The 18,045-nt window shown below is 62.4% G+C and carries 16 protein-coding genes; 4 read left to right on the top strand and 12 right to left on the bottom strand.

Features of this window, described 5'->3' with window-relative positions; all coding sequences use genetic code 11:
* The first annotated feature begins 35 nt into the window (after positions 1-35).
* The 3 genes from MRBLPB4O_RS25780 to MRBLPB4O_RS25770 all read left to right on the top strand — a co-directional run bounded on the left by MRBLPB4O_RS25780 (position 36) and on the right by MRBLPB4O_RS25770 (position 2,600).
* A complete protein-coding gene (locus MRBLPB4O_RS25780) occupies positions 36-833 on the top strand; it encodes a transporter substrate-binding domain-containing protein (RefSeq protein ID WP_024717349.1) in 798 nt (265 codons plus the stop codon).
* A 77-nt stretch (positions 834-910) separates the two neighbouring features.
* Positions 911-1,873: an amino acid ABC transporter permease gene (locus MRBLPB4O_RS25775; protein ID WP_016501998.1), complete on the top strand. Its 963-nt coding sequence runs from the start codon at positions 911-913 to the stop codon at positions 1,871-1,873.
* Positions 1,866-2,600 (top strand): amino acid ABC transporter ATP-binding protein, encoded by a 735-nt coding sequence (locus tag MRBLPB4O_RS25770; RefSeq protein ID WP_041168148.1) that lies wholly within the window; start codon positions 1,866-1,868, stop codon positions 2,598-2,600. The genes MRBLPB4O_RS25775 and MRBLPB4O_RS25770 overlap by 8 nt, the downstream gene beginning before the upstream one ends.
* Before the next feature lie 120 nt (positions 2,601-2,720).
* Here MRBLPB4O_RS25770 and MRBLPB4O_RS25765 read toward each other — a convergent pair whose 3' ends face one another.
* The 11 genes from MRBLPB4O_RS25765 to ubiE form a co-directional block, all read right to left on the bottom strand.
* Positions 2,721-4,664, bottom strand: a complete 1,944-nt coding sequence (locus MRBLPB4O_RS25765) for a methyl-accepting chemotaxis protein (RefSeq protein WP_341796976.1) — start codon at positions 4,662-4,664, stop codon at positions 2,721-2,723.
* 199 nt (positions 4,665-4,863) lie between these two features.
* Positions 4,864-6,780, bottom strand: coding sequence for a methyl-accepting chemotaxis protein (locus tag MRBLPB4O_RS25760; protein ID WP_341796975.1), 1,917 nt, complete (start codon positions 6,778-6,780; stop codon positions 4,864-4,866).
* Positions 6,781-6,881: 101 nt separating this feature from the next.
* Positions 6,882-7,589, bottom strand: a complete 708-nt coding sequence (locus MRBLPB4O_RS25755; protein ID WP_341796974.1) for a 16S rRNA (uracil(1498)-N(3))-methyltransferase — start codon at positions 7,587-7,589, stop codon at positions 6,882-6,884.
* Complete coding sequence (tatC, locus tag MRBLPB4O_RS25750) at positions 7,586-8,374, bottom strand: twin-arginine translocase subunit TatC (protein WP_043198305.1); 789 nt, start codon at positions 8,372-8,374, stop codon at positions 7,586-7,588. Before tatC ends, MRBLPB4O_RS25755 begins: the two co-directional genes overlap by 4 nt.
* On the bottom strand, positions 8,371-8,748 hold the full coding sequence (gene tatB, locus MRBLPB4O_RS25745) for a Sec-independent protein translocase protein TatB (RefSeq protein ID WP_258654238.1): 378 nt from the start codon (positions 8,746-8,748) through the stop codon (positions 8,371-8,373). The genes tatC and tatB overlap by 4 nt, the downstream gene beginning before the upstream one ends.
* A gap of 3 nt (positions 8,749-8,751) precedes the next feature.
* Positions 8,752-9,021, bottom strand: coding sequence for a twin-arginine translocase TatA/TatE family subunit (locus MRBLPB4O_RS25740; protein WP_341796973.1), 270 nt, complete (start codon positions 9,019-9,021; stop codon positions 8,752-8,754).
* A 25-nt stretch (positions 9,022-9,046) separates the two neighbouring features.
* Positions 9,047-9,382, bottom strand: coding sequence for a phosphoribosyl-ATP diphosphatase (locus MRBLPB4O_RS25735; RefSeq protein ID WP_016489563.1), 336 nt, complete (start codon positions 9,380-9,382; stop codon positions 9,047-9,049).
* A gap of 1 nt (position 9,383) precedes the next feature.
* On the bottom strand, positions 9,384-9,776 hold the full coding sequence (gene hisI / locus MRBLPB4O_RS25730) for a phosphoribosyl-AMP cyclohydrolase (RefSeq protein ID WP_019472588.1): 393 nt from the start codon (positions 9,774-9,776) through the stop codon (positions 9,384-9,386).
* A 72-nt stretch (positions 9,777-9,848) separates the two neighbouring features.
* Positions 9,849-11,471, bottom strand: coding sequence for a ubiquinone biosynthesis regulatory protein kinase UbiB (ubiB, locus tag MRBLPB4O_RS25725; RefSeq protein ID WP_341796972.1), 1,623 nt, complete (start codon positions 11,469-11,471; stop codon positions 9,849-9,851).
* Positions 11,468-12,091: an SCP2 sterol-binding domain-containing protein gene (locus tag MRBLPB4O_RS25720; RefSeq protein ID WP_338745472.1), complete on the bottom strand. Its 624-nt coding sequence runs from the start codon at positions 12,089-12,091 to the stop codon at positions 11,468-11,470. Before MRBLPB4O_RS25720 ends, ubiB begins: the two co-directional genes overlap by 4 nt.
* Positions 12,091-12,861 carry a bifunctional demethylmenaquinone methyltransferase/2-methoxy-6-polyprenyl-1,4-benzoquinol methylase UbiE gene (gene ubiE, locus MRBLPB4O_RS25715; protein WP_043198296.1) on the bottom strand — a complete coding sequence of 257 codons (771 nt, stop codon included), beginning with the start codon at positions 12,859-12,861 and terminating at the stop codon, positions 12,091-12,093. The genes MRBLPB4O_RS25720 and ubiE overlap by 1 nt, the downstream gene beginning before the upstream one ends.
* A gap of 124 nt (positions 12,862-12,985) precedes the next feature.
* On the opposite strand from ubiE, the gene MRBLPB4O_RS25710 reads away from it, so the two are divergent.
* Positions 12,986-13,261: a polyhydroxyalkanoic acid system family protein gene (locus tag MRBLPB4O_RS25710; protein WP_003249289.1), complete on the top strand. Its 276-nt coding sequence runs from the start codon at positions 12,986-12,988 to the stop codon at positions 13,259-13,261.
* A gap of 18 nt (positions 13,262-13,279) precedes the next feature.
* Here MRBLPB4O_RS25710 and MRBLPB4O_RS25705 read toward each other — a convergent pair whose 3' ends face one another.
* Entirely contained in the window at positions 13,280-18,040 is a 4,761-nt protein-coding gene (locus tag MRBLPB4O_RS25705; protein ID WP_341796971.1) for a hypothetical protein, read from the bottom strand.
* Positions 18,041-18,045 lie beyond the last annotated feature (5 nt).

The following is an 18,045-nucleotide window of genomic DNA, read 5'->3' as shown; positions in this document are numbered from 1 at the left end:
ATTCGCTACTTTTCTTGCTAGGGGACTTGGTGATGATCAAGCAATACCTTTCGCGACTGCTGGTCGGTGTAACCGCCCTGGTCGCTGTAACTGCGGCCCAGGCAGGCGCCATCGATGACGCGGTCAAGCGCGGCACCCTCAAGGTGGGCATGGACCCGACCTACATGCCGTTCCAGATGACCAACAAGCGTGGCGAGATCATCGGCTTCGAAGTCGACATTCTCAAGGCCATGGCCAAGTCCATGGGCGTCAAGTTCGAAGCGGTCTCCACGGCTTATGACGGCATCATCCCGGCCCTGCTGACCGACAAGTTCGACATGATCGGCAGCGGCATGACCCTGACCCAGGAACGCAACCTGCGCCTGAACTTCAGCGAACCCTTCATCGTCGTTGGCCAGACCCTGCTGATCCGCAAGGAACTGGCGGGCGAGATCAAGTCGTACAAAGACCTGAACAACGAGAAGTACCGCCTGACCTCCAAGCTGGGCACCACCGGTGAAATGGTCTCCAAGAAGTTGATCGGCAAAGCCAAGTACCACGGCTACGACAACGAACAGGAAGCGGTGATGGACGTGGTCAACGGCAAGGCTGATGCCTTCGTCTACGACGCCCCGTACAACGTGGTAGCCGTGGAGAAAGCCGGTGCCGGCAAGCTGCTGTTCCTCGAAGAGCCCTTCACCTACGAGCCGCTGGCCTTCGGCCTGAAGAAAGGCGACTACGACAGCATCAACTTCATCAACAACTTCCTGCACCAGATCAAGCATGACGGGACCTACGATCGTATTCACGACAAGTGGTTCAAGAACAAGGACTGGCTGAAGGACATGGAATAAGGCCCAGGCCACAAGCCCGGCTTTGACCCCGACGCGCAGGCAAACCCTGCGCGTTCGCATTTACGGAAGTACCCCACGTGATCAAACACAAGAAAGCCCAGTGGCCCTGGCACGGGCTGACCGCCCTGGTGCTGGTTGGCCTGGCGATCAGCCTGTACATGGCCACCTCGATGATGTCCTACGAGTGGCGCTGGAACCGCGTACCGCAGTACTTTGCCTACAAGGCCGAAGACGTTCAGCGCGCTGCCGGTTATGGCACCGTGCAGGAGATCGTCATTGCCGGCGATAACGCCCGCGTCACGCTGAAGGACGAGCAAGGTGACGAGCAGGTCCTCGAAGTGGCCAAGGACAGCCTGCAACTGAGCCGCGGCGACGATGTGGCCGAAGGCGACCAGATTGGCGTAACCCGCCATTGGGCCGCCGGCCCGCTGGCCTGGGGCCTGTGGACCACGTTGTGGCTGTCGGTGGTATCCGGCGCGCTGGGCCTGGTCATCGGCTTGTTCGCGGGCTTGTGCCGATTGTCCAGCAACCCGACCCTGCGTGACCTTTCAACCGTCTATGTCGAACTGGTGCGCGGCACGCCGCTGCTGGTGCAGATCTTCATTTTCTACTTCTTCATCGGCACCGTGCTCAACCTGTCCCGCGAGTTCGCCGGGGTGGCGGCGCTGGCACTGTTCACGGGCGCCTACGTGGCTGAAATCGTCCGTGCTGGCGTGCAGTCCATCACCAAGGGCCAGAACGAAGCCGCGCGCTCGCTGGGCCTGAACGCTGGCCAGTCGATGCGCCACGTGATCCTGCCGCAGGCTTTCAAGCGCGTGCTGCCGCCGTTGGCTGGCCAGTTCATCAGCCTGGTCAAGGACACCTCGCTGGTTTCGGTGATCGCCATCACCGAACTGACCAAGAGCGGCCGCGAGGCCATCACCACCTCGTTCTCGACCTTCGAGATCTGGTTCTGCGTGGCAGGCCTGTACCTGCTGATCAACCTGCCGCTGTCGCACCTGGCCAGCCGGCTCGAGCGGAGGCTTGCGCAAAGTGATTGAAGTCCGTGACCTGCTGAAAGTCTTCGACACCCGTGGCCAAGTGGTACGGGCTGTGGACAACGTCACCACCCAGGTCGCCAAAGGCGAAGTGGTGGTAGTGCTCGGCCCATCGGGTTCGGGCAAGTCCACCTTCCTGCGCTGCCTCAACGGCCTGGAGCATTTCGACCAAGGCCATGTGGCCATCGACGGCCTGCAACTGGCCGACCCGAAGACCGACATCAACGCCTACCGCCGCGAAGTCGGCATGGTGTTCCAGCACTTCAACCTGTTCCCGCACATGACCGTGCTGGAAAACCTGTGCCTGGCGCAGAAGGTGGTGCGCAAGCGCAACAAGGCCGAGCGTGAAGCCAAGGCCCGGGCGTTGCTGGAGAAGGTGGGTATTTCGCAGAAGGCCAACGAGTACCCGTCGCGCTTGTCGGGCGGCCAGCAACAGCGCGTGGCGATTGCCCGTGCCCTGGCGATGGACCCGAAAGTGATGCTGTTCGACGAGCCGACCTCGGCGCTTGACCCGGAAATGGTCGGCGAAGTGCTGGACGTGATGAAGACCCTGGCCCAGGAAGGCATGACCATGGTCTGCGTCACCCATGAAATGGGCTTTGCCCGCGAAGTGGCGGACCGGGTGCTGTTCTTCGACCATGGCAAGCTGCTGGAAGATGCCGCGCCTGGGGCGTTCTTCGATGCGCCGAAAGACCCGCGCGCGCAGGCTTTCCTGCGCCAGGTGCTGTAAAAAGCGGGGGCGCTTTGCGCCCCAATCGCCGGCAAGCCAGCTCCCACGGGTATGGCGCTGGCCTGCTTTTTGTGGGAACTGGCTTGCCGGCGATTGGGCTGCAAAGCAGCCCCGGTAATCTTAAATGCTGAACCGCCCAACCATCCCCCGCAATTGCTGCCCCAACTGCTCCAGCTCCCCGCTCGAGGCCGCCGTCTGTTCGCTGGCCGCACTGGTCTGATCCGACACATCCCGCACATTGATCACGCTTCGGTTGATCTGCTCGGCCACCACGCTTTGTTCTTCGCTGGCCGTGGCGATCTGCTGGTTCATGCCCTGAATACTCGACACGGTGTCGGCGATCTGGCTCAGCGCATGCCCGGCCCTGCGGCTCAGCTCCACGCTCTGCTCGGTCAGGTTCTTGCTGCTGTCCAGCAAGCGGGTCACCTCGTCGGTACCGTTGTGCAGGCTGTCGATTAGCTGGCCAATCTCTTCGGTTGCAGTCGAGGTACGCTTGGCCAAACCGCGCACTTCATCAGCCACCACGGCAAAGCCGCGCCCGGCTTCTCCCGCCCGTGCCGCCTCGATAGCCGCGTTCAGGGCCAGCAAGTTGGTCTGTTCGGACACCGACTTGATCACATCGAGGATGCTGCCAATACGCTGGCTCTCGCCAGCCAGGTGCTGCATGGCCGCCAGGCAATGGTCCATCTGCCCGGCCAGTTGCTCGATACGGCCGATGGCTTCGGATACGACCTGGTCGCCCACCTGGGCCTGCTGGTCGGCGTTGGTTGCAGCCAGCGAGGCCTGCTCGGCGTTCTGTGCCACTTCCTGAACGGTGGCGCTCATCTGGTTCATGGCGGTGGCCACCTGGTCGGTTTCCTCGCGCTGCTGGTTGATCTTCAATTTGGTGTCCTCGCTGCTGGCTGCCAGCTGTGTGGCGGCCTGTGACAGCTGGCCGACGCCTTGGTCGATACCCCCGATAAGCTCGCGCAGGCTCAAGGTCATCTCACGCATGCGGCTTTGCAACTGGCCCATCTCGTCACGCCGTTGCACCGCGTCAACCTGGCTCAGGTCGCCTTTGGCTATGCGTGCAGCCACGGCCAGCGTCTGGCGCAATGGCTGGGTGATCTGCAAGGTGATCAGCCAGGCGGCCAACACCCCCATTGCGAGTGCCAGCAGCGCTACGCCGGTCAGCAGCGAGCGGGCGGCCAAGGCTTCGCTGTCGCGCTGTTCGATCTTGCGTTCACCCAGTTGCACGCTCACTGCGGCCAGTTCATCGCCCATTTGCTCCATCGCATTCTGCAGTTGCTCAACCCGCACGGCCGCGCGGCGGTACTGGTCCAGGCTGGCCCGGTATTTGGCCAACTCGGTACCGGGTTGCTCGGTGAGCGCGTGTGGCAAGCCCAGCGGCTCGAGGTTTTGTAGCAATTGCCCAAGGCTGGTATCGGCGGCGTCCAGCGCACGTTCGCCCACCCGCGTGAATTCCTCGACGGGGGAGAAGGTATAGGCCGGCATCAGGCTTTGCTGGTTAGCGCCATCGACATGCCGGGTGAGGTTATCCATCAGGCTCAGCACGGCACTGCGCTGGCCGTCGGCCGACATGTTCAGCAAGGCCTGGGTCTGTAGATTCTCGATGACCTCGTTTAGCTTATGTTCCTGTGCCTGCATGGTTTCGCGCAGGGCAGTTCGGTTGATGACGCTGCTTTGCAGCTCGCTGAAGGTGTCGCGCAGACGCTGCAGCATCGCCAGCTTATCGCTCAGTAACTGGCGAGACTCATCAACGTTGCTGCGTTGCTGCAGCGTGGACAGCATGGCGTCCAGCTGGTCAAGGATGCGGGTAACTTGTGCTTTGCTGGCGTCGTCGTTAAGCACGCGATACGTGATGCGCTCTGCGCGCAGGTCTTTGGTGAGGTCGTTGATCAGGCCGATCTCGCTCAGCTGTTCCGAGCGGGTAATGGCGCCATCCAGTGCGCGCCAGCCGCTGAGGGTGGTGGCCAGGGTAAGCAGCAGGACCACCGCAAAGCCGAGGGCCAGCTTGGCAGCGACACTGATGTTGCCGAGCTTGCGGTTGAGGTATCCGAGCATGATGAGTCTCCGTCCATTCAAGAAAGGGGATGCAAGCGCATTGCTGGCATCTCACCTCTGCCAATCGGCAGCGGAGCTGTAGGACTTGACCTGAAAGCCAAGTAGGAAATTTCGCTGCGAACTGTAGGAGAGTTCTTCGCACTGGCCTCTTCGCGGGTAAACCCGCGAAGAGGCCAGTACAGGTGATTCATCCCTCAGATCAAAGCTTGAACCGCCCCACCAACCCCTGCAGGTGGGTCCCCAGCCGAGCCAGCTCCACACTGGAACTGGCCGTCTCTTCACTTGCTGCGGAGGTCTGGTCGGATATATCCCGCACATTCATCACGCTACGGTTGATCTCCTCGGCCACGGCTGTCTGTTCCTCGGCTGCCGTGGCAATCTGCTGGTTCATCGCCTGGATCGACGACACGGTGCGGGTAATGGTCTCCAGCGAGCTGCCGGCGCGGCGGGTCAGCTCGACGCTGCTGTCGGTCAGCTGGCGGCTGTTGTCCATCACGCTGGCCACCCGTTGGGTGCCGCTTTGCAGGCCGGCAATCAGTTCTTCGATCTCTTCCGTCGATTGCTGGGTGCGCTGGGCCAGGCTGCGTACTTCATCGGCCACCACGGCAAAGCCACGCCCGGCCTCGCCGGCACGGGCGGCTTCGATAGCCGCGTTCAGGGCCAGCAGGTTGGTCTGCTGAGCCACCGATTTGATCACGTCGAGCACGCTGCCGATCTTGTCGCTCTCGGCCTTGAGCTGGTTCATCGCTTCGCTGGAGTTGATCACTTCACCCGCCAGCCGCTCGATCTGTGCCACAGCCTCACCCACCACCCGGTCGCCTTCGCGGGCTTGCTGGTCGGCCATCAGGGCGGCTTCCGAGGCCTGCTCGGCGTTACGGGCTACCTCGTGCACGGTGGCCGTCATCTGGTTCATGGCGGTCGCTACCTGGTCGGTTTCGACCTTCTGGTTGTTGACCCCGGCGCTGGTCTGCTCGGTTACCGCCGACAGCTCCTCTGCGGCACTGGCAATCTGAGTGACACCGTCACCGATGCCGCCGATCAGTTCGCGCAGGCCTTGGGTCATGCGCTGCATGCTCGCTTGCAGCTGGCCCAGTTCGTCACGGCGGTTTACCTGCAGGTTCTGGGTCAGGTCGCCACTGGCTACCCGCTCGGCGGCGCGCAGGGTCTGGCGCAGGGGAATGATGATCTGCCGGGTAATTGCCCATGCCGCCAGCAGGCCGAGGGCCAGGGCCAGCCCGGTGGCCACGGCGAGCAGGGTCTTGGCCTGGGTCGCGCCGGCGTCACGCACGGCGGTTTGCGAAGTGGTCATCGCCTGGCTGGTCTGTAGCAGCAGCGTACCTTGCTCGGCCATGTGCTGCAGGGCCTGCTCGCTGGCGGTCTGGGCATTGCCGAACTGGCTGACCGCATCGCGGTAGCCGCCCATGGCGGTGGCGGCATCGTCGAGACCGGCGGCATGTTCGGCCGGCACTTTGGCCGGCAATGCGCGCAGCTCGGCGAGGGCCTGGTCGATGGCTTTCAGCGCCGTTTGCTGGAACTCGGCATTGCCGCTGTAGGTGTAGCCACGCACCTGGAAACGCGCTTGTTGCAGCAGGGCGCTGACGTCTACCGCGTGCTGGTACTGGTTGATATCGCCACCTTGCAGCAGGCCCCGCAGCACGCGGCCGATCAGCTCTGCAGCCTTGTCAGCGCTGTCGCCGAGCACGCTACGGCTGGCCTCGCGGCGCTGGCCGGCCTGCTTCAGCTCGTTGAATGCCTGCTGGTAAATGCGCACGGCCTCGCGCTGCTGCTCCAGGCGCTGGCGGTCGGTGGGGTTTTCGATCTGCCCGAGCATCAGCTGCACCTGGCGGTCGAGGTTGGCCAAGGCTTTTTCCAGCTCGGCCACCGACGCGTCATCACTGCGGCGCTGGTAATGCTGGCGGGCAATGCGCAGTTCCTGGGTGTACTGCTGGATGACCGAGATGTTACCCAGCTTGTCGCCACGGTCGATGATGCTGTCCATGCCGTGCCAGCCGGCCAGGGTAATAGCCAGGGTCAACAGCAGCACCAGGCCGAAACCCAGCCCCAGTTTGCGATTCACGCTCACATTGCCCAGCGATTGGGCTAACCATTGGTACATGTACGACTCCCCGGCGGCTTGGCAGCACAAATAATTGTTGTGTTGCCAAGGCCATCGGCTCCGGAGAGGGAAACTTGATGGGCGAAAAAACGGCGTTTACGTCAGAAAATACGCGAAAGCAGCGCAGTGACGGCGGTCTCTACCCGCAGGATGCGATCACCCAGCTGCACCGGTGCCAGGCCAGCCTTGCCCAGCAGGTCAATTTCGTAGGGGATCCAGCCGCCTTCGGGGCCGATGGCCAGGGTTACGGATTGCTCCACGGCGCGTGGACAGGCGGGGTAGGGGCCGGGGTGGCCGACCAGGCCCAGGGTGCCAGCGGCGATGGCGGGTAGGCGGTCTTCGACGAAAGGCTTGAAGCGTTTCTCGATGATCACCTCGGGCAGCACCGTGTCACGCGCCTGTTCCAGGCCGAGGATCAGGTTGTCGCGAATGCTCTCGGGCTGCAGGAAAGGCGTTTGCCAGAAGCTTTTCTCGACCTTGTAACTGTTCACCAGGATCAGCCGCGATACGCCGAGGGTGGCCACGGTCTGGAACAGACGTCGCAGCATTTTCGGCCGCGGCACCGCCAGCACCAGGGTCAACGGCAGCTTGGCTGGTGGTTGCTGGTCGAAGGCCACTTCAAGTTCGGCCTCGTGCTGTTCCAGGCGCAGCACCGTGGCCTTGCCCATCAGGCCGTTGATTCGGCCCACGCGCAGGTTGTCGCCCACTGCGACGCGGTGGATTTCCTGCATGTGGGTAAAGCGCCGATCAGCAAGAACGACGCGGTCGGCCGAGACGAAGTCGGCCTCTTCAAGGAGCAACAGATTCACGGTTGGGTCGCTGGTGGCTGGTCGTTGTGGTCGTTGGCTTCCTCGTCGTGGGCACTGCGCTTGCGGATCAGGCTACCGCACAGCACGCCGACCTCGAACAGCAGCCACATGGGCACGGCCAGCAGGGTCTGGGAGAAGATGTCCGGCGGGGTGAGGATCATGCCGACCACGAAGCAGCCGATGATCACGTAAGGGCGGATCTTCTTCAGGTACTTCACGTCGACCACGCCAATCCACACCAGCAGCACCACTGCCACCGGAATTTCGAAGGCGACGCCAAAGGCGAAGAACAGCGTCATCACGAAGTCGAGGTAGTTGGCGATGTCGGTCATCATTGCCACGCCTGCCGGGGTGGCGGCGGCAAAGAAACTGAACATCAGCGGGAACACCAGGAAATAGGCAAAGGCCATACCGGCGTAGAACAGCAGAATGCTCGACACCAGCAGCGGAATGGCGATGCGCCTTTCATGGCGGTACAGACCCGGTGCGATAAAACCCCAGATCTGCTGCAGGATGAACGGGATCGCCAGGAACAGCGAGACGATCATGGTCAGCTTGAACGGCGTCAGGAACGGCGAGGCCACGTCGGTGGCGATCATCGTCGCGTTGGCCGGCAAATGGTCGCGCAGCGGCGCCGAGACCAGGGTGTAGATCTGCTGGGCGAAGGAAAACAGCCCGGCAAAGATCAGGAAAATGACGGCAACACAGCGCAGCAGGCGGGTGCGCAGTTCGGTCAGGTGCGAGACCAGCGGCATCGGCTGGTCGTGTTCCGGATTCTCGCTCATGGGGCTCGCGGCGGTTGAGGCGGTTCAGGGGATGCGACCGGGGTTGCAGGTGCTTCGACCGGCCTGGCCTCAAGCCCGGCAGGTGGCTGCACACTGGCCGTGGTTACCGGCGGCTGGGCAGGGGGTGTCATCGGGTTGAGGATGCGCTTGGCTTCCTCTTCCATCTGCAGGATGTGCTCGTTATGCAACTGGCGACGGATGTCGTCGGCGCCTATTTCGCGCTCCACTTCCATCTTGATGCTGTTGAAGCTGCGTTTGAGCCGGCCGATCCACAGGCCTGCGGTGCGCGCGGCACCGGGCAGGCGCTCGGGGCCGAGCACCAGCAGGGCGACCAGACCTACGAGCAGCAGCTCGCTGAAACTGATGCCGAACATGGGTCAGTCTTTCCGCTGCGGCTCTTGGACCGGTTGGGCCTGGCCTTCGATGGTGTGGCCTTGTTGCGGCTGGGCAGTGTTTTGCACTGGCGGCACAGGCTGGGCAGGCGGCGTTTGCTCTGCCGGCTTGGTCTCTTCTTCGTTCATGGCCTTGCGAAAGCCCTTGATCGACTCGCCCAGGTCACTGCCGAAGTTTTTCAGCTTCTTGGTGCCGAATACCAAAACCACGACAACCAGCAGGACGATCCAGTGTTTCCAGTCAAAAATACCCATGGTGCTCTCCTAGAATTCGTTGTGCTCAAGCGGAAGGCTGTCGAGCGGCCTTTTCATCGTGCCCGGACAGCCCGAAACGGCGATCCAGCTCATCCAGCACGGCTTGTGGATGCTGGCCCAGCGCGCTGAGCATCACCAGGCTATGAAACCACAGGTCGGCGGTTTCGTAGATGACATCACTGTAATCCTTGCTGACGGCAGCATCCTTGGCGGCAATGATCGTTTCGACCGACTCTTCGCCGAGCTTCTCGAGGATCTTGTTCAGGCCCTTGTGGTACAGGCTGGCCACATAGGAGCTGTCAGGCGCCGCTTGCTTGCGTTCTTCAAGCACTTCGGCCAGGCGGTTGAGGGTGTCGCTCATGTCAGTGTCCTGCGCTGTAGATGGCATCCGGGTCCTTCAGGACCGGGTCGACGATTTTCCACTGGCCGTCTTCAAAGACGCGGTAGAAGCAGCTTTCACGGCCGGTATGACAGGCGATATGGCCCAGTTGCTCGACCATCAGGATGATCACGTCGGCGTCGCAGTCCAGACGCAGCTCATGCAGCTTCTGCACGTGCCCGGATTCTTCGCCTTTACGCCACAGCTTGCCCCGCGAACGCGACCAGTAAATGGCGCGCTGTTCGGTGGCGGTCAGCGCCAGCGATTCGCGGTTCATCCAGGCCATCATCAGCACGCGTCCGGTCTTGTGGTCCTGGGCGATTGCCGGTACCAGGCCGTCGCTGTTCCACTTGATCTCGTCCAGCCAGTCTTTCATCGTCGACTCCAAAGCGGGCCCGCTCCTGTATCGGGCCCTTTGCGCTAGTGTGCCAGCCACAGGCGCGGCTGGCTATTGGCGCACGATCAGGTAAAGGCCTGCGGCCAGCATCAGCCAGGCCGGCCAGGCAGCAGGGGCGGCCAGGCTGGCGGCCTCGGCGGCGCCTGCGGCCAGCACCGCGCCACCACCGAGCAGGCCGGCGCCCAGCAGGCGCAGGGCCCAGCGGTCACCCTGGCGGCGGCGTTCCGGCAGTTGCGGATCGTTCAGGTGCGGTTGCGACAGGCGTTCGAGCAGGTCGCGGGCCATGTTGGTCAGGTGCGGCAACTGCTCGACCTGCCCATGAATGTTACCGAGCACGGCCTTGGGGCTGTAGCGGTCGCGCATCCAGCGTTCGAGGTAGGGTTTGGCGGTGCTCCACAGGTCCAGGTCGGGGTACAGCTGGCGGCCCAGGCCCTCGATGTTGAGCAGGGTCTTCTGCAGCAGCACCAGCTGCGGCTGCACTTCCATGTTGAAGCGCCGCGCGGTCTGGAACAGGCGCATCAGCACCTGGCCGAAGGAAATATCCTTTAACGGTTTTTCGAAGATCGGCTCGCACACGGTGCGGATCGCCGCTTCGAATTCGTTGACCTTGGTATGCGCCGGCACCCAGCCAGAGTCGATGTGCAACTCGGCGACGCGGCGATAGTCACGCTTGAAGAAGGCAAACAGGTTACGCGCCAGGTAGTCCTGGTCCTCGGCGGTGAGGCTGCCGACGATGCCGCAGTCGATAGCGATGTACTGCGGGCTCCACGGCTTGACCGTGCTGACAAAGATGTTGCCCGGGTGCATGTCGGCATGGAAGAAGCTGTCGCGGAATACCTGGGTGAAGAATACCTCCACGCCTCGCTCGGCCAGCAGCTTCATGTCGGTACGCTGGTCGGCCAGGGTGGCCATGTCGGTCACCGGTACGCCATAGATGCGCTCCATCACCAGCACTTTAGGGCGGCACAGGTCCCAGTAGACCTGGGGCACGTACATCAGCTCGGAGCCTTCGAAGTTGCGCCGCAGCTGGCTGGCGTTGGCAGCCTCGCGCAGCAGGTCGAGCTCGTCGTAGATGGTTTTTTCGTAGTCACCGACGATTTCCACCGGGTGCAGGCGGCGGGCATCGGCCGAGGCGCGTTCGGCGGCCTTGGCAATCAGGAACAACCAGGCCAGGTCCTGGGCGATCACCGGCTTCAGGCCCGGGCGTACCACCTTGACCACCACCTCTTCGCCGGTCTTCAGGCGTGCGGCGTGCACCTGGGCCACCGACGCCGAGGCCAGCGGTTCGACGTCGAAACGGCTGAACACCTCGCCAACCTTCGCGCCCAGCTGGGCTTCAATCAGTGCCACGGCCTGTTTCGGGTCGAACGGCGGCACACGGTCCTGCAACAGCATCAGCTCGTTGGCGATGTCGGTGGGCAGCAGGTCGCGGCGGGTGGACAGCAACTGGCCGAACTTGATGAAGATCGGCCCCAGGTCCTGCAGCGCCAGGCGCAGGCGCGCGCCACGGCTGAGTTCGGTGGGCTTGCGTGGCAGCCAGCGCCACGGCATCAACAGGCGCAGGCTGGCCAGCCACCAGGGCAGCAAGGGTTGGTCGAACAGCAGGTCATCGAGGCGGTAGCGAATCACCACACGCTGGATGCGAAAAAGACGGCGGACGGCGAGCAGCTTCATGCGTTTTCGCTGGTATCAAGGGATCGGGAGAGGCGCTTGATGCGCGCCTCGAGGCGTTCTGTATCGAGCTTCAGGGCATCGAGTTCACTGAAGGCGGCTTCGGCTTCGCGCTTGCCTACCAAGGTGCGGGACTCTTCGGCCAGGTACTCGGAAAGGTTCTGGCTGAAGCGCGCCAGGCCCTGGCGGGTCCAGCGTGCACGCAGGCGAATGTGGCCTGCCAGCATGGCCGTGGCGACCGGGCCGAGCCAGCGTTGCAGTTCGTGCTCCCAGTCCAGCTCCAGGTCCTGCAGCACGCCGAACAGGTCGAGCAGCACGGCGCTGTCGCCATGCAGTTCTACCTGCGGGCTGTGCAACACGGCGGTCTTGTCCCTGGCCAGGGCAAGTTGCACCAGGCTGCCGGCCGGTGCGCGCAGGCTGCAGTCGACCTCGCCTTCCCAGTGGGCGGCGAGCATCAGGCCGTCTTCATCGGGCAGGATGAAGACCTGCAGGGCCGGTTGGCGGCAGTCGATCTCGATGACCTTGCCTTCCAGCGCGGCCAGCCGCGGCAGGGCCGTGCTGTCCATGCGCAGGACGCGGTTCAGGCCATGTTCGACGCTGGCGAGCAGCCCGGCCAGCAGCATCAGGGTTTGATCCCCCGGTGCACGGCAACGATGCCGCTGGTCATGTTGTGGTAGGTGACGCGGTCGAAACCGGCCTCGACCATCATGCTCTTCAGGGTTTCCTGGTCCGGGTGCATGCGGATCGATTCGGCGAGGTAACGGTAGCTTTCCGAGTCGTTGGTGATCAGCTTGCCGGCCAGCGGCATGAAAGCGAACGAATAGGCGTCGTAGGCCTTGGACATCAGCTTGCTGGTCGGTTTGGAGAATTCCAGGATCAGCAGACGGCCACCGGGCTTGAGCACGCGCAGCATCGAACGGATGGCTTCGTCCTTGTGGGTGACGTTGCGCAGGCCGAAAGCGATGGTCACGCAGTCGAAGTGGTTGTCCGGGAACGGCAGTTTTTCGGCGTCGGCCTGGACGAACTCGATGTTGCCGGCCACACCACGGTCCAGCAGGCGGTCACGGCCAACCTTGAGCATCGAATCGTTGATGTCCGCCAGCACCACCTGGCCCGTCGGGCCGACCAGGCGCGAGAACTTGGCGGCCAGGTCACCGGTACCGCCGGCGATGTCCAGCACCCGGTTGCCGCTGCGCACGCCCGACAGCTCGATGGTAAAGCGCTTCCACAGGCGGTGCATGCCGCCGGAAAGCACATCGTTCATCAGGTCGTACTTGGCTGCCACCGAGTGGAACACTTCGGCGACTTTTTTCGCCTTCTGGCTTTCAGGTACGTCCTGGTAGCCAAAGTGGGTGGTGGGTTCGGCGTGGTCGCCTTTGCGCTGGTCGTTCATATCGCTTCACCGGAAAAAATTACCGCCATTCTAGGGCGAACGGGCGGATTTGTCTTGGCGGGGTGTACCAGTGGGCAGGGGCGGGCATAATGCTGATTATGTCTACATCTTCAGGAACGCCCGCATGACCCAGATCAGCGTCGAACGCAAACATTCCCTCGGCCGTGATGCCGCCCGCGCCAAGGCCGAAGCGCTGGTCGACAAGCTCAGCCGTGAGTACGACCTCAAGGCCACCTGGAACGGTGACCGCGTGGACGTTGCGCGCAGTGGCGCCAATGGCAGTGTGCACATTGGCGACGACAGCATCCGCGTCGAATTGAAGCTGGGCATGATGCTGTCGATGATGAGCGGCACCATCAAGGGTGAGATCGAACGGGCGCTGGACAAGGCCCTGGCCTGAGCCAGGGCCGCTCTCTGGCTACTGCGGCGCGTCCGTCGGGAAAGGAATGATGCCAATTACCTGCTCCAGGCGCAGATCGCCGCGGTAGATCGCGATGCGCTCGCGTGCGTCTGCGGCCTGCTCGAGCATGGCCTTGCGGCCCCTTACGCCTGCATCCCAGAACTTGAGGTGGCCCTTGACGAAGTCATGCCCTCTCGCTTCGAGGCTGGGATAGTGAAAATGCGCCTCCCATAGTAACCGCTGTGGCGCTTGCACATCGCGAATCTCGTAGACGTCGAGGTAATCATTGGCGTGACGTAGCTGCCGGCGAATCACGGTCTGCCTGATCCGAATCCGCTTCTGCTCAGCCAGGAAGCGAAGGGCCTTGCCGTCGGGATGGCGGGTGTTCAGATACGCGTCGGTGAGCAGCCGAAGCCTTTCGTGATGGATGCGGTCTACCGCTGCCCGAAGGAGGTCGACCAAGCTGGAATCCAGTGGATTGTTCAGCTCGGTCAGTTGCTGCTGCACTTCGCGCATGTCACCTGCCGGCCATTCCAGAAAGTCGGCCAGGCTGTTGGGCTCATCGGCATAGTGAGCGGCGAAGGCAATTTTCCCATCCACCTCTGCCAGCAGGCGACTTGCTCGCTGGCGCAGCTGTGCCCGGTCGTGCTGGGCCGGCCGCGCTTGCTCAGGCACGGCATGCCATACCCCGTCGCGTTGCGCGAAACTGCCCGCAGGCTCCTGATTGAATGCACTGCGCTGGATGGCCCGATTGCCCATTTGGTCGATTTCCACCAACAGCGGTCGACCTCGGTCAACACGGATGACCCGGCGCCTGATCGTTGCGGGGCGATGATAGGGCGTTGGCGAGGGGAGACTGATGCCGCTGTCGAGATTGGTCAAGGTCGCGCTCAGTTGCTGCTCCGTGATCTGGGTAATGGTGGACAGTTCGCGTATATATTCGTCCAGCACGTCAGCGACCAGCGCAGGCGAGTCCAGTGTCCTCATGTATTGGGCGCGATCCAGCACGGTACGGTATTTCTGAAGGATATCCTCAAGCAGTTCGGCTTTGACCTGGGCCGTCTCTTCGGTGGCTTCCAGACCGTCGTGGCTCCAGATCGTACGGCTGAATTCGATGCCGCTGAGCGGCGCGCGCATCGCAAGCAAATGCTCGGCCGTGTCCGCAGAGAGCCGAGTCTTGTCCACGGCGAGGTAGGCCAGGTCACTGAGCAGCTGGGCCCGAATGACCAGTGTCGAATACGTCCTGCGTCGAATGGTCTGGGCGAGTTTCGTGGCTTTGTCGGCAAAATCGATCTTGGGGTCCGGCAGTACTTGCGCCAAGGTCCGGTCCAGCCGCTGGCTGACGACAAGCAGGCGGCGGCTGGCCTGGCTGGAATCGCGTACCCGTTCGCAATAATCGAGGTATTGCTGTATCTGCTCGGCAGTCTCTGGAACGCGGGGCAGCCCGATGGACTGTGCGCTCAGTGCCTGGTGGTCGACCTGCTCCAGCAAGCGGCGGCACAGCAGCATGTCGTTTTCGATGGCTGCACCGTACCAGTTGCCGTATCGGCGTCGGCTCGGGGCTCGGGTGTCGAATTTGCTGAACCGTGGTTCGGCCATCTCCTTGAACACTTCGATATTCCCGTGTAGCAGCGTGCTTTGCCGTTCCAGGTAGAGCGCGGATGCCCTGATTTCCGGTAAGTGCCGTAGGCGCTGGGCTTTGAGTGCCTGCCTCTGAAGCTGCAAGGCTGGCGGCGGTGTATCACGCTCATGTGCAGGTAGTGCATCGACAGCCATGCTGTATTCCCGCGCGAGGTCGTCATAAACCTGCAGTTGCACTTGGCTGCGTTCCATCAGGGGTGCCATCTGATTCAGCGCTTGTTGGTTAGCCGTGGCGGTTGCGCTCAGCGTGTCGAACCGCTGGCGGTTTTCCGCGTTGATGGATTGCCTGTTCCTTGGCATGCCGCCAGAGAGGTTCAGATTCAAAGTCCATTGGCCATTCCAGCGCGTCAACCAAGGGCCTTTTTGGCGTTCACGACCAACGATATGGTAGCCGTCCCGGGCGCCATCCCATTGGGACACCCATTCGCTGCTGCTCGGCTCGGGGCCGATGATCTGCATGCCGTTCCAGGTCTCGATGACTTCATAGGCGCCATCGCCCAGTTTGACGTAGTAACGGCCGGCGATGTTGAACAACCCACGCAAACGGCCACTTGCCAGTGGTGCGTGCCCTTCCAGTGGCTGCAAGGCTTGCAGCTGTGCCAGTGACTGGCGCTCCTGCACTGACAGGTTGCTCAGGCGCTGCTCGTCATGCCAGCCATCTACACGCACCCGCGTGGGCTGCTGCGCCTCGACGGGGGCCTGCCACGGTTTCTCCTGTGGCTGCTCGAGCGCTGGGGGCGGGGATTCTTCCTTCGGCGCAGGGCCTGAAAAGCGCAACGTAACGGCCGCTTCGCTGTTGGCAGGTGGCGTTGCCGGGCGGTGGGCAAGGAGCAAGGCCAGGTTGGTGAGCAGGTCTATGGCGGCGACGATCTTATCGTCACCGCTGCGCTTGATCAGCGCCTCCACGTCTTCCTTGGCCGCCGACAGCGCCACGACCAGCCACACCAGGGTGGTCATCGGACCATGCCAAAGCTGGGTGACGGTATTGAAGATCGCCCAGGCAGCCTCCTTCACCAAAGCCCGCACTTCCTGGGCATTGGATACGCTATTGCTGGCTGAGGCCAATAGCATAGTGTCGATGCGGGCGTTGAACAGGTGGGTGTCCATTTCATCCGTCCAGGCCTGGAACGAGGCCTGTACCGGGCGTCTCAGGCGTTGCAAAAGACCGTCCAGCAGCTCGACCGGCACATTGAGCAGGTGCGTCAGCGTGGTAATGTTTGGGTGCAGGTGCGGGTGCTTGAACCCGTCGTTTTGGTAAATCGGACGCGCGTCTTCGTCGAGCCAGGCCAATACGCTCTCTTGCAGTGCGCCCCTGCTGCGGATTGCGTCCATCAGCAATTCGAGGGTCGGAAATTCCTGCAACGCCCTGTCGGCATAGAAGGGGCGGTACAAGACCCAGCTGCCGCTTGCCGGTATTTCGATGATGAACATCCCGTGTGCCACATCGCTTGCCGAAGCGCCAGGCGCGCAATGGAACGCCAGGGGGGCGATGCGCAGAAGGTCCGCGCCATTGTCCATGCCCTGGCAGAACCTGATCATTGCCTGGCTCGCCGTTTCGCCAAGCTGTCGCTCGATCTTGGCCTTCAGGGTGCTGAAGCGAAGGGCGTAACGCCACTCCCTGGCATGTTGCCTGATTCGTTCGGACCTGCGCGGTTCGGTCCTGACTTGATCTTGCAGGTAGGTGGGGTAGTGAGCGCTGATATCGACCTGATGAATCAGCGCCCTGATCTGCTCGATGCTTAGCCAGTCCTTCACGGGCGAGCCATCCTCGAAACTGAGCCCGGTCATCACCTCGCCAGCCTCAAGGCGCAGGCGGGAGATCGCCAGATCGGTCAGGGGCACCGTGTGCAAGAACAGTGATTGCCCTTGTGTGCCGGGGCCGATGATGGCTTGGGAAATGCGGATGTGCACCTCGTTCGGGTCGTGTATCGCCTTGTCTGGGTAGCTGGTCTGCAGGGTCTCACGCAAGCGGCGAGCGGCGTAATCACGGATATCTTCGACATCGCCCAGCGATGTGCAGCCCTTCGACCGACCTTGGTTCGCCGCCAGATCGAGCAGTGCAGTGTGATAGGCGTAGCGGTCCTCAGCACTGGCATTTAGCAGCCATCGCGGTGGGCTGACAGCGGGTGCAGTTCGTTCCTGCGAAGGCAGGTCGAAGAAGTAAGCTGACGGGTCGCTCACCTGACGCAGTTGTCGCTCCAGCTCGTCGACGGTTGCCAGGCCACCAATACGCAGGCGCCCGATGTCGTCCAGAATATCGTTCAGCAGTTGCCTTGCCTGGAAGGCGAAAGGGCGTCCGATCACCGGTGTGTGCGCCCAGGACAACGCTTCGAAGCGGTAGCGTTGTGCTAGCTGCCGTTGCAGCGCGGTGGCAAAGCTGGGCAGGTCGACATGGCGGTGAACCGAACCGCAGGGTTTGCATTGCAGAACCAGGTTGCGGGTACCACTTGTGGTGATGAGCAACAGATCCGGTAGGGTGACGGTGCGTGCCTCGCCATCCGTCCCGAGCGTGACTTGTATCGCCTCGACAGCCAGGCTGTCGAATACCCCGTCGAGCAAGGCGTACATGGCAGCTTTTTCATCATCTGCCAGGCCTTGGCGAGGGAGGTTCTCGAGCAATGCGGCCTTGATGGTGTGTTCCAGCCAGAGCATGCGCGAGACTTGGCTGTCTTCGTCGAGCCCGTTCCAGAAGCCGATCTGGGCTTGCTGGAAGGCGGGTATCAACGCACCAAGCACTGTATCGAAGTCATCGTTGAGCTTCGTCAGGTCCGGGATGATTTCGGGTTGGCGGATGTTGTCCGGGCCTTGCTCCTGAATTTGAAACACATGGGGCGGGCTGATGCTGAGCTTGTCTGCGGCGCTTAGTTGCGCACGTTCCTTGGCCAGAAAATGCCTGAGAAGCTCGTCCACCAGCCCGCTCTGACGTGGGAGATCACCTGTGCTGGCCGGTGCATGCAGGATGACGAAAGGATCGAGCGATGTGATGTGAGGGTGGTTGCGGTGCAACCATGGATACCGGTCGTTGAAAATCTGGAATGCTTCTTTTGATAAAACGTCCCGCACGCTGGGTCGTTTGGAGAAACAGGCTGCCACGCTTTGCTTGAACGTCAGCCTGGGTGGGTTTGCTACAGCAGTCATGGCGT

This window comes from Pseudomonas sp. LPB4.O (assembly GCF_038383825.1).
Classification (GTDB): Bacteria; Pseudomonadota; Gammaproteobacteria; order Pseudomonadales; family Pseudomonadaceae; genus Aquipseudomonas; species Aquipseudomonas putida.
The sequence above is the reverse complement of the archived record's forward strand: the minus strand, read 5'-3'. Positions and strand labels throughout refer to the sequence as shown.

Coding starts and splice junctions, on each gene's coding strand:
- MRBLPB4O_RS25765 (WP_341796976.1), bottom strand. CDS start 4,664: ATGCTCGGATACCTCAACCGCAAGCTCGGCAACATCAGTGTCGCTGCC.
- MRBLPB4O_RS25760 (WP_341796975.1), bottom strand. CDS start 6,780: ATGTACCAATGGTTAGCCCAATCGCTGGGCAATGTGAGCGTGAATCGC.
- tatC (WP_043198305.1), bottom strand. CDS start 8,374: ATGAGCGAGAATCCGGAACACGACCAGCCGATGCCGCTGGTCTCGCAC.
- tatB (WP_258654238.1), bottom strand. CDS start 8,748: ATGTTCGGCATCAGTTTCAGCGAGCTGCTGCTCGTAGGTCTGGTCGCC.
- MRBLPB4O_RS25740 (WP_341796973.1), bottom strand. CDS start 9,021: ATGGGTATTTTTGACTGGAAACACTGGATCGTCCTGCTGGTTGTCGTG.
- MRBLPB4O_RS25735 (WP_016489563.1), bottom strand. CDS start 9,382: ATGAGCGACACCCTCAACCGCCTGGCCGAAGTGCTTGAAGAACGCAAG.
- hisI (WP_019472588.1), bottom strand. CDS start 9,776: ATGAAAGACTGGCTGGACGAGATCAAGTGGAACAGCGACGGCCTGGTA.
- ubiB (WP_341796972.1), bottom strand. CDS start 11,471: ATGAAGCTGCTCGCCGTCCGCCGTCTTTTTCGCATCCAGCGTGTGGTG.
- MRBLPB4O_RS25720 (WP_338745472.1), bottom strand. CDS start 12,091: ATGCTGCTGGCCGGGCTGCTCGCCAGCGTCGAACATGGCCTGAACCGC.
- ubiE (WP_043198296.1), bottom strand. CDS start 12,861: ATGAACGACCAGCGCAAAGGCGACCACGCCGAACCCACCACCCACTTT.
- MRBLPB4O_RS25710 (WP_003249289.1), top strand. CDS start 12,986: ATGACCCAGATCAGCGTCGAACGCAAACATTCCCTCGGCCGTGATGCC.
- MRBLPB4O_RS25705 (WP_341796971.1), bottom strand. CDS start 18,040: ATGACTGCTGTAGCAAACCCACCCAGGCTGACGTTCAAGCAAAGCGTG.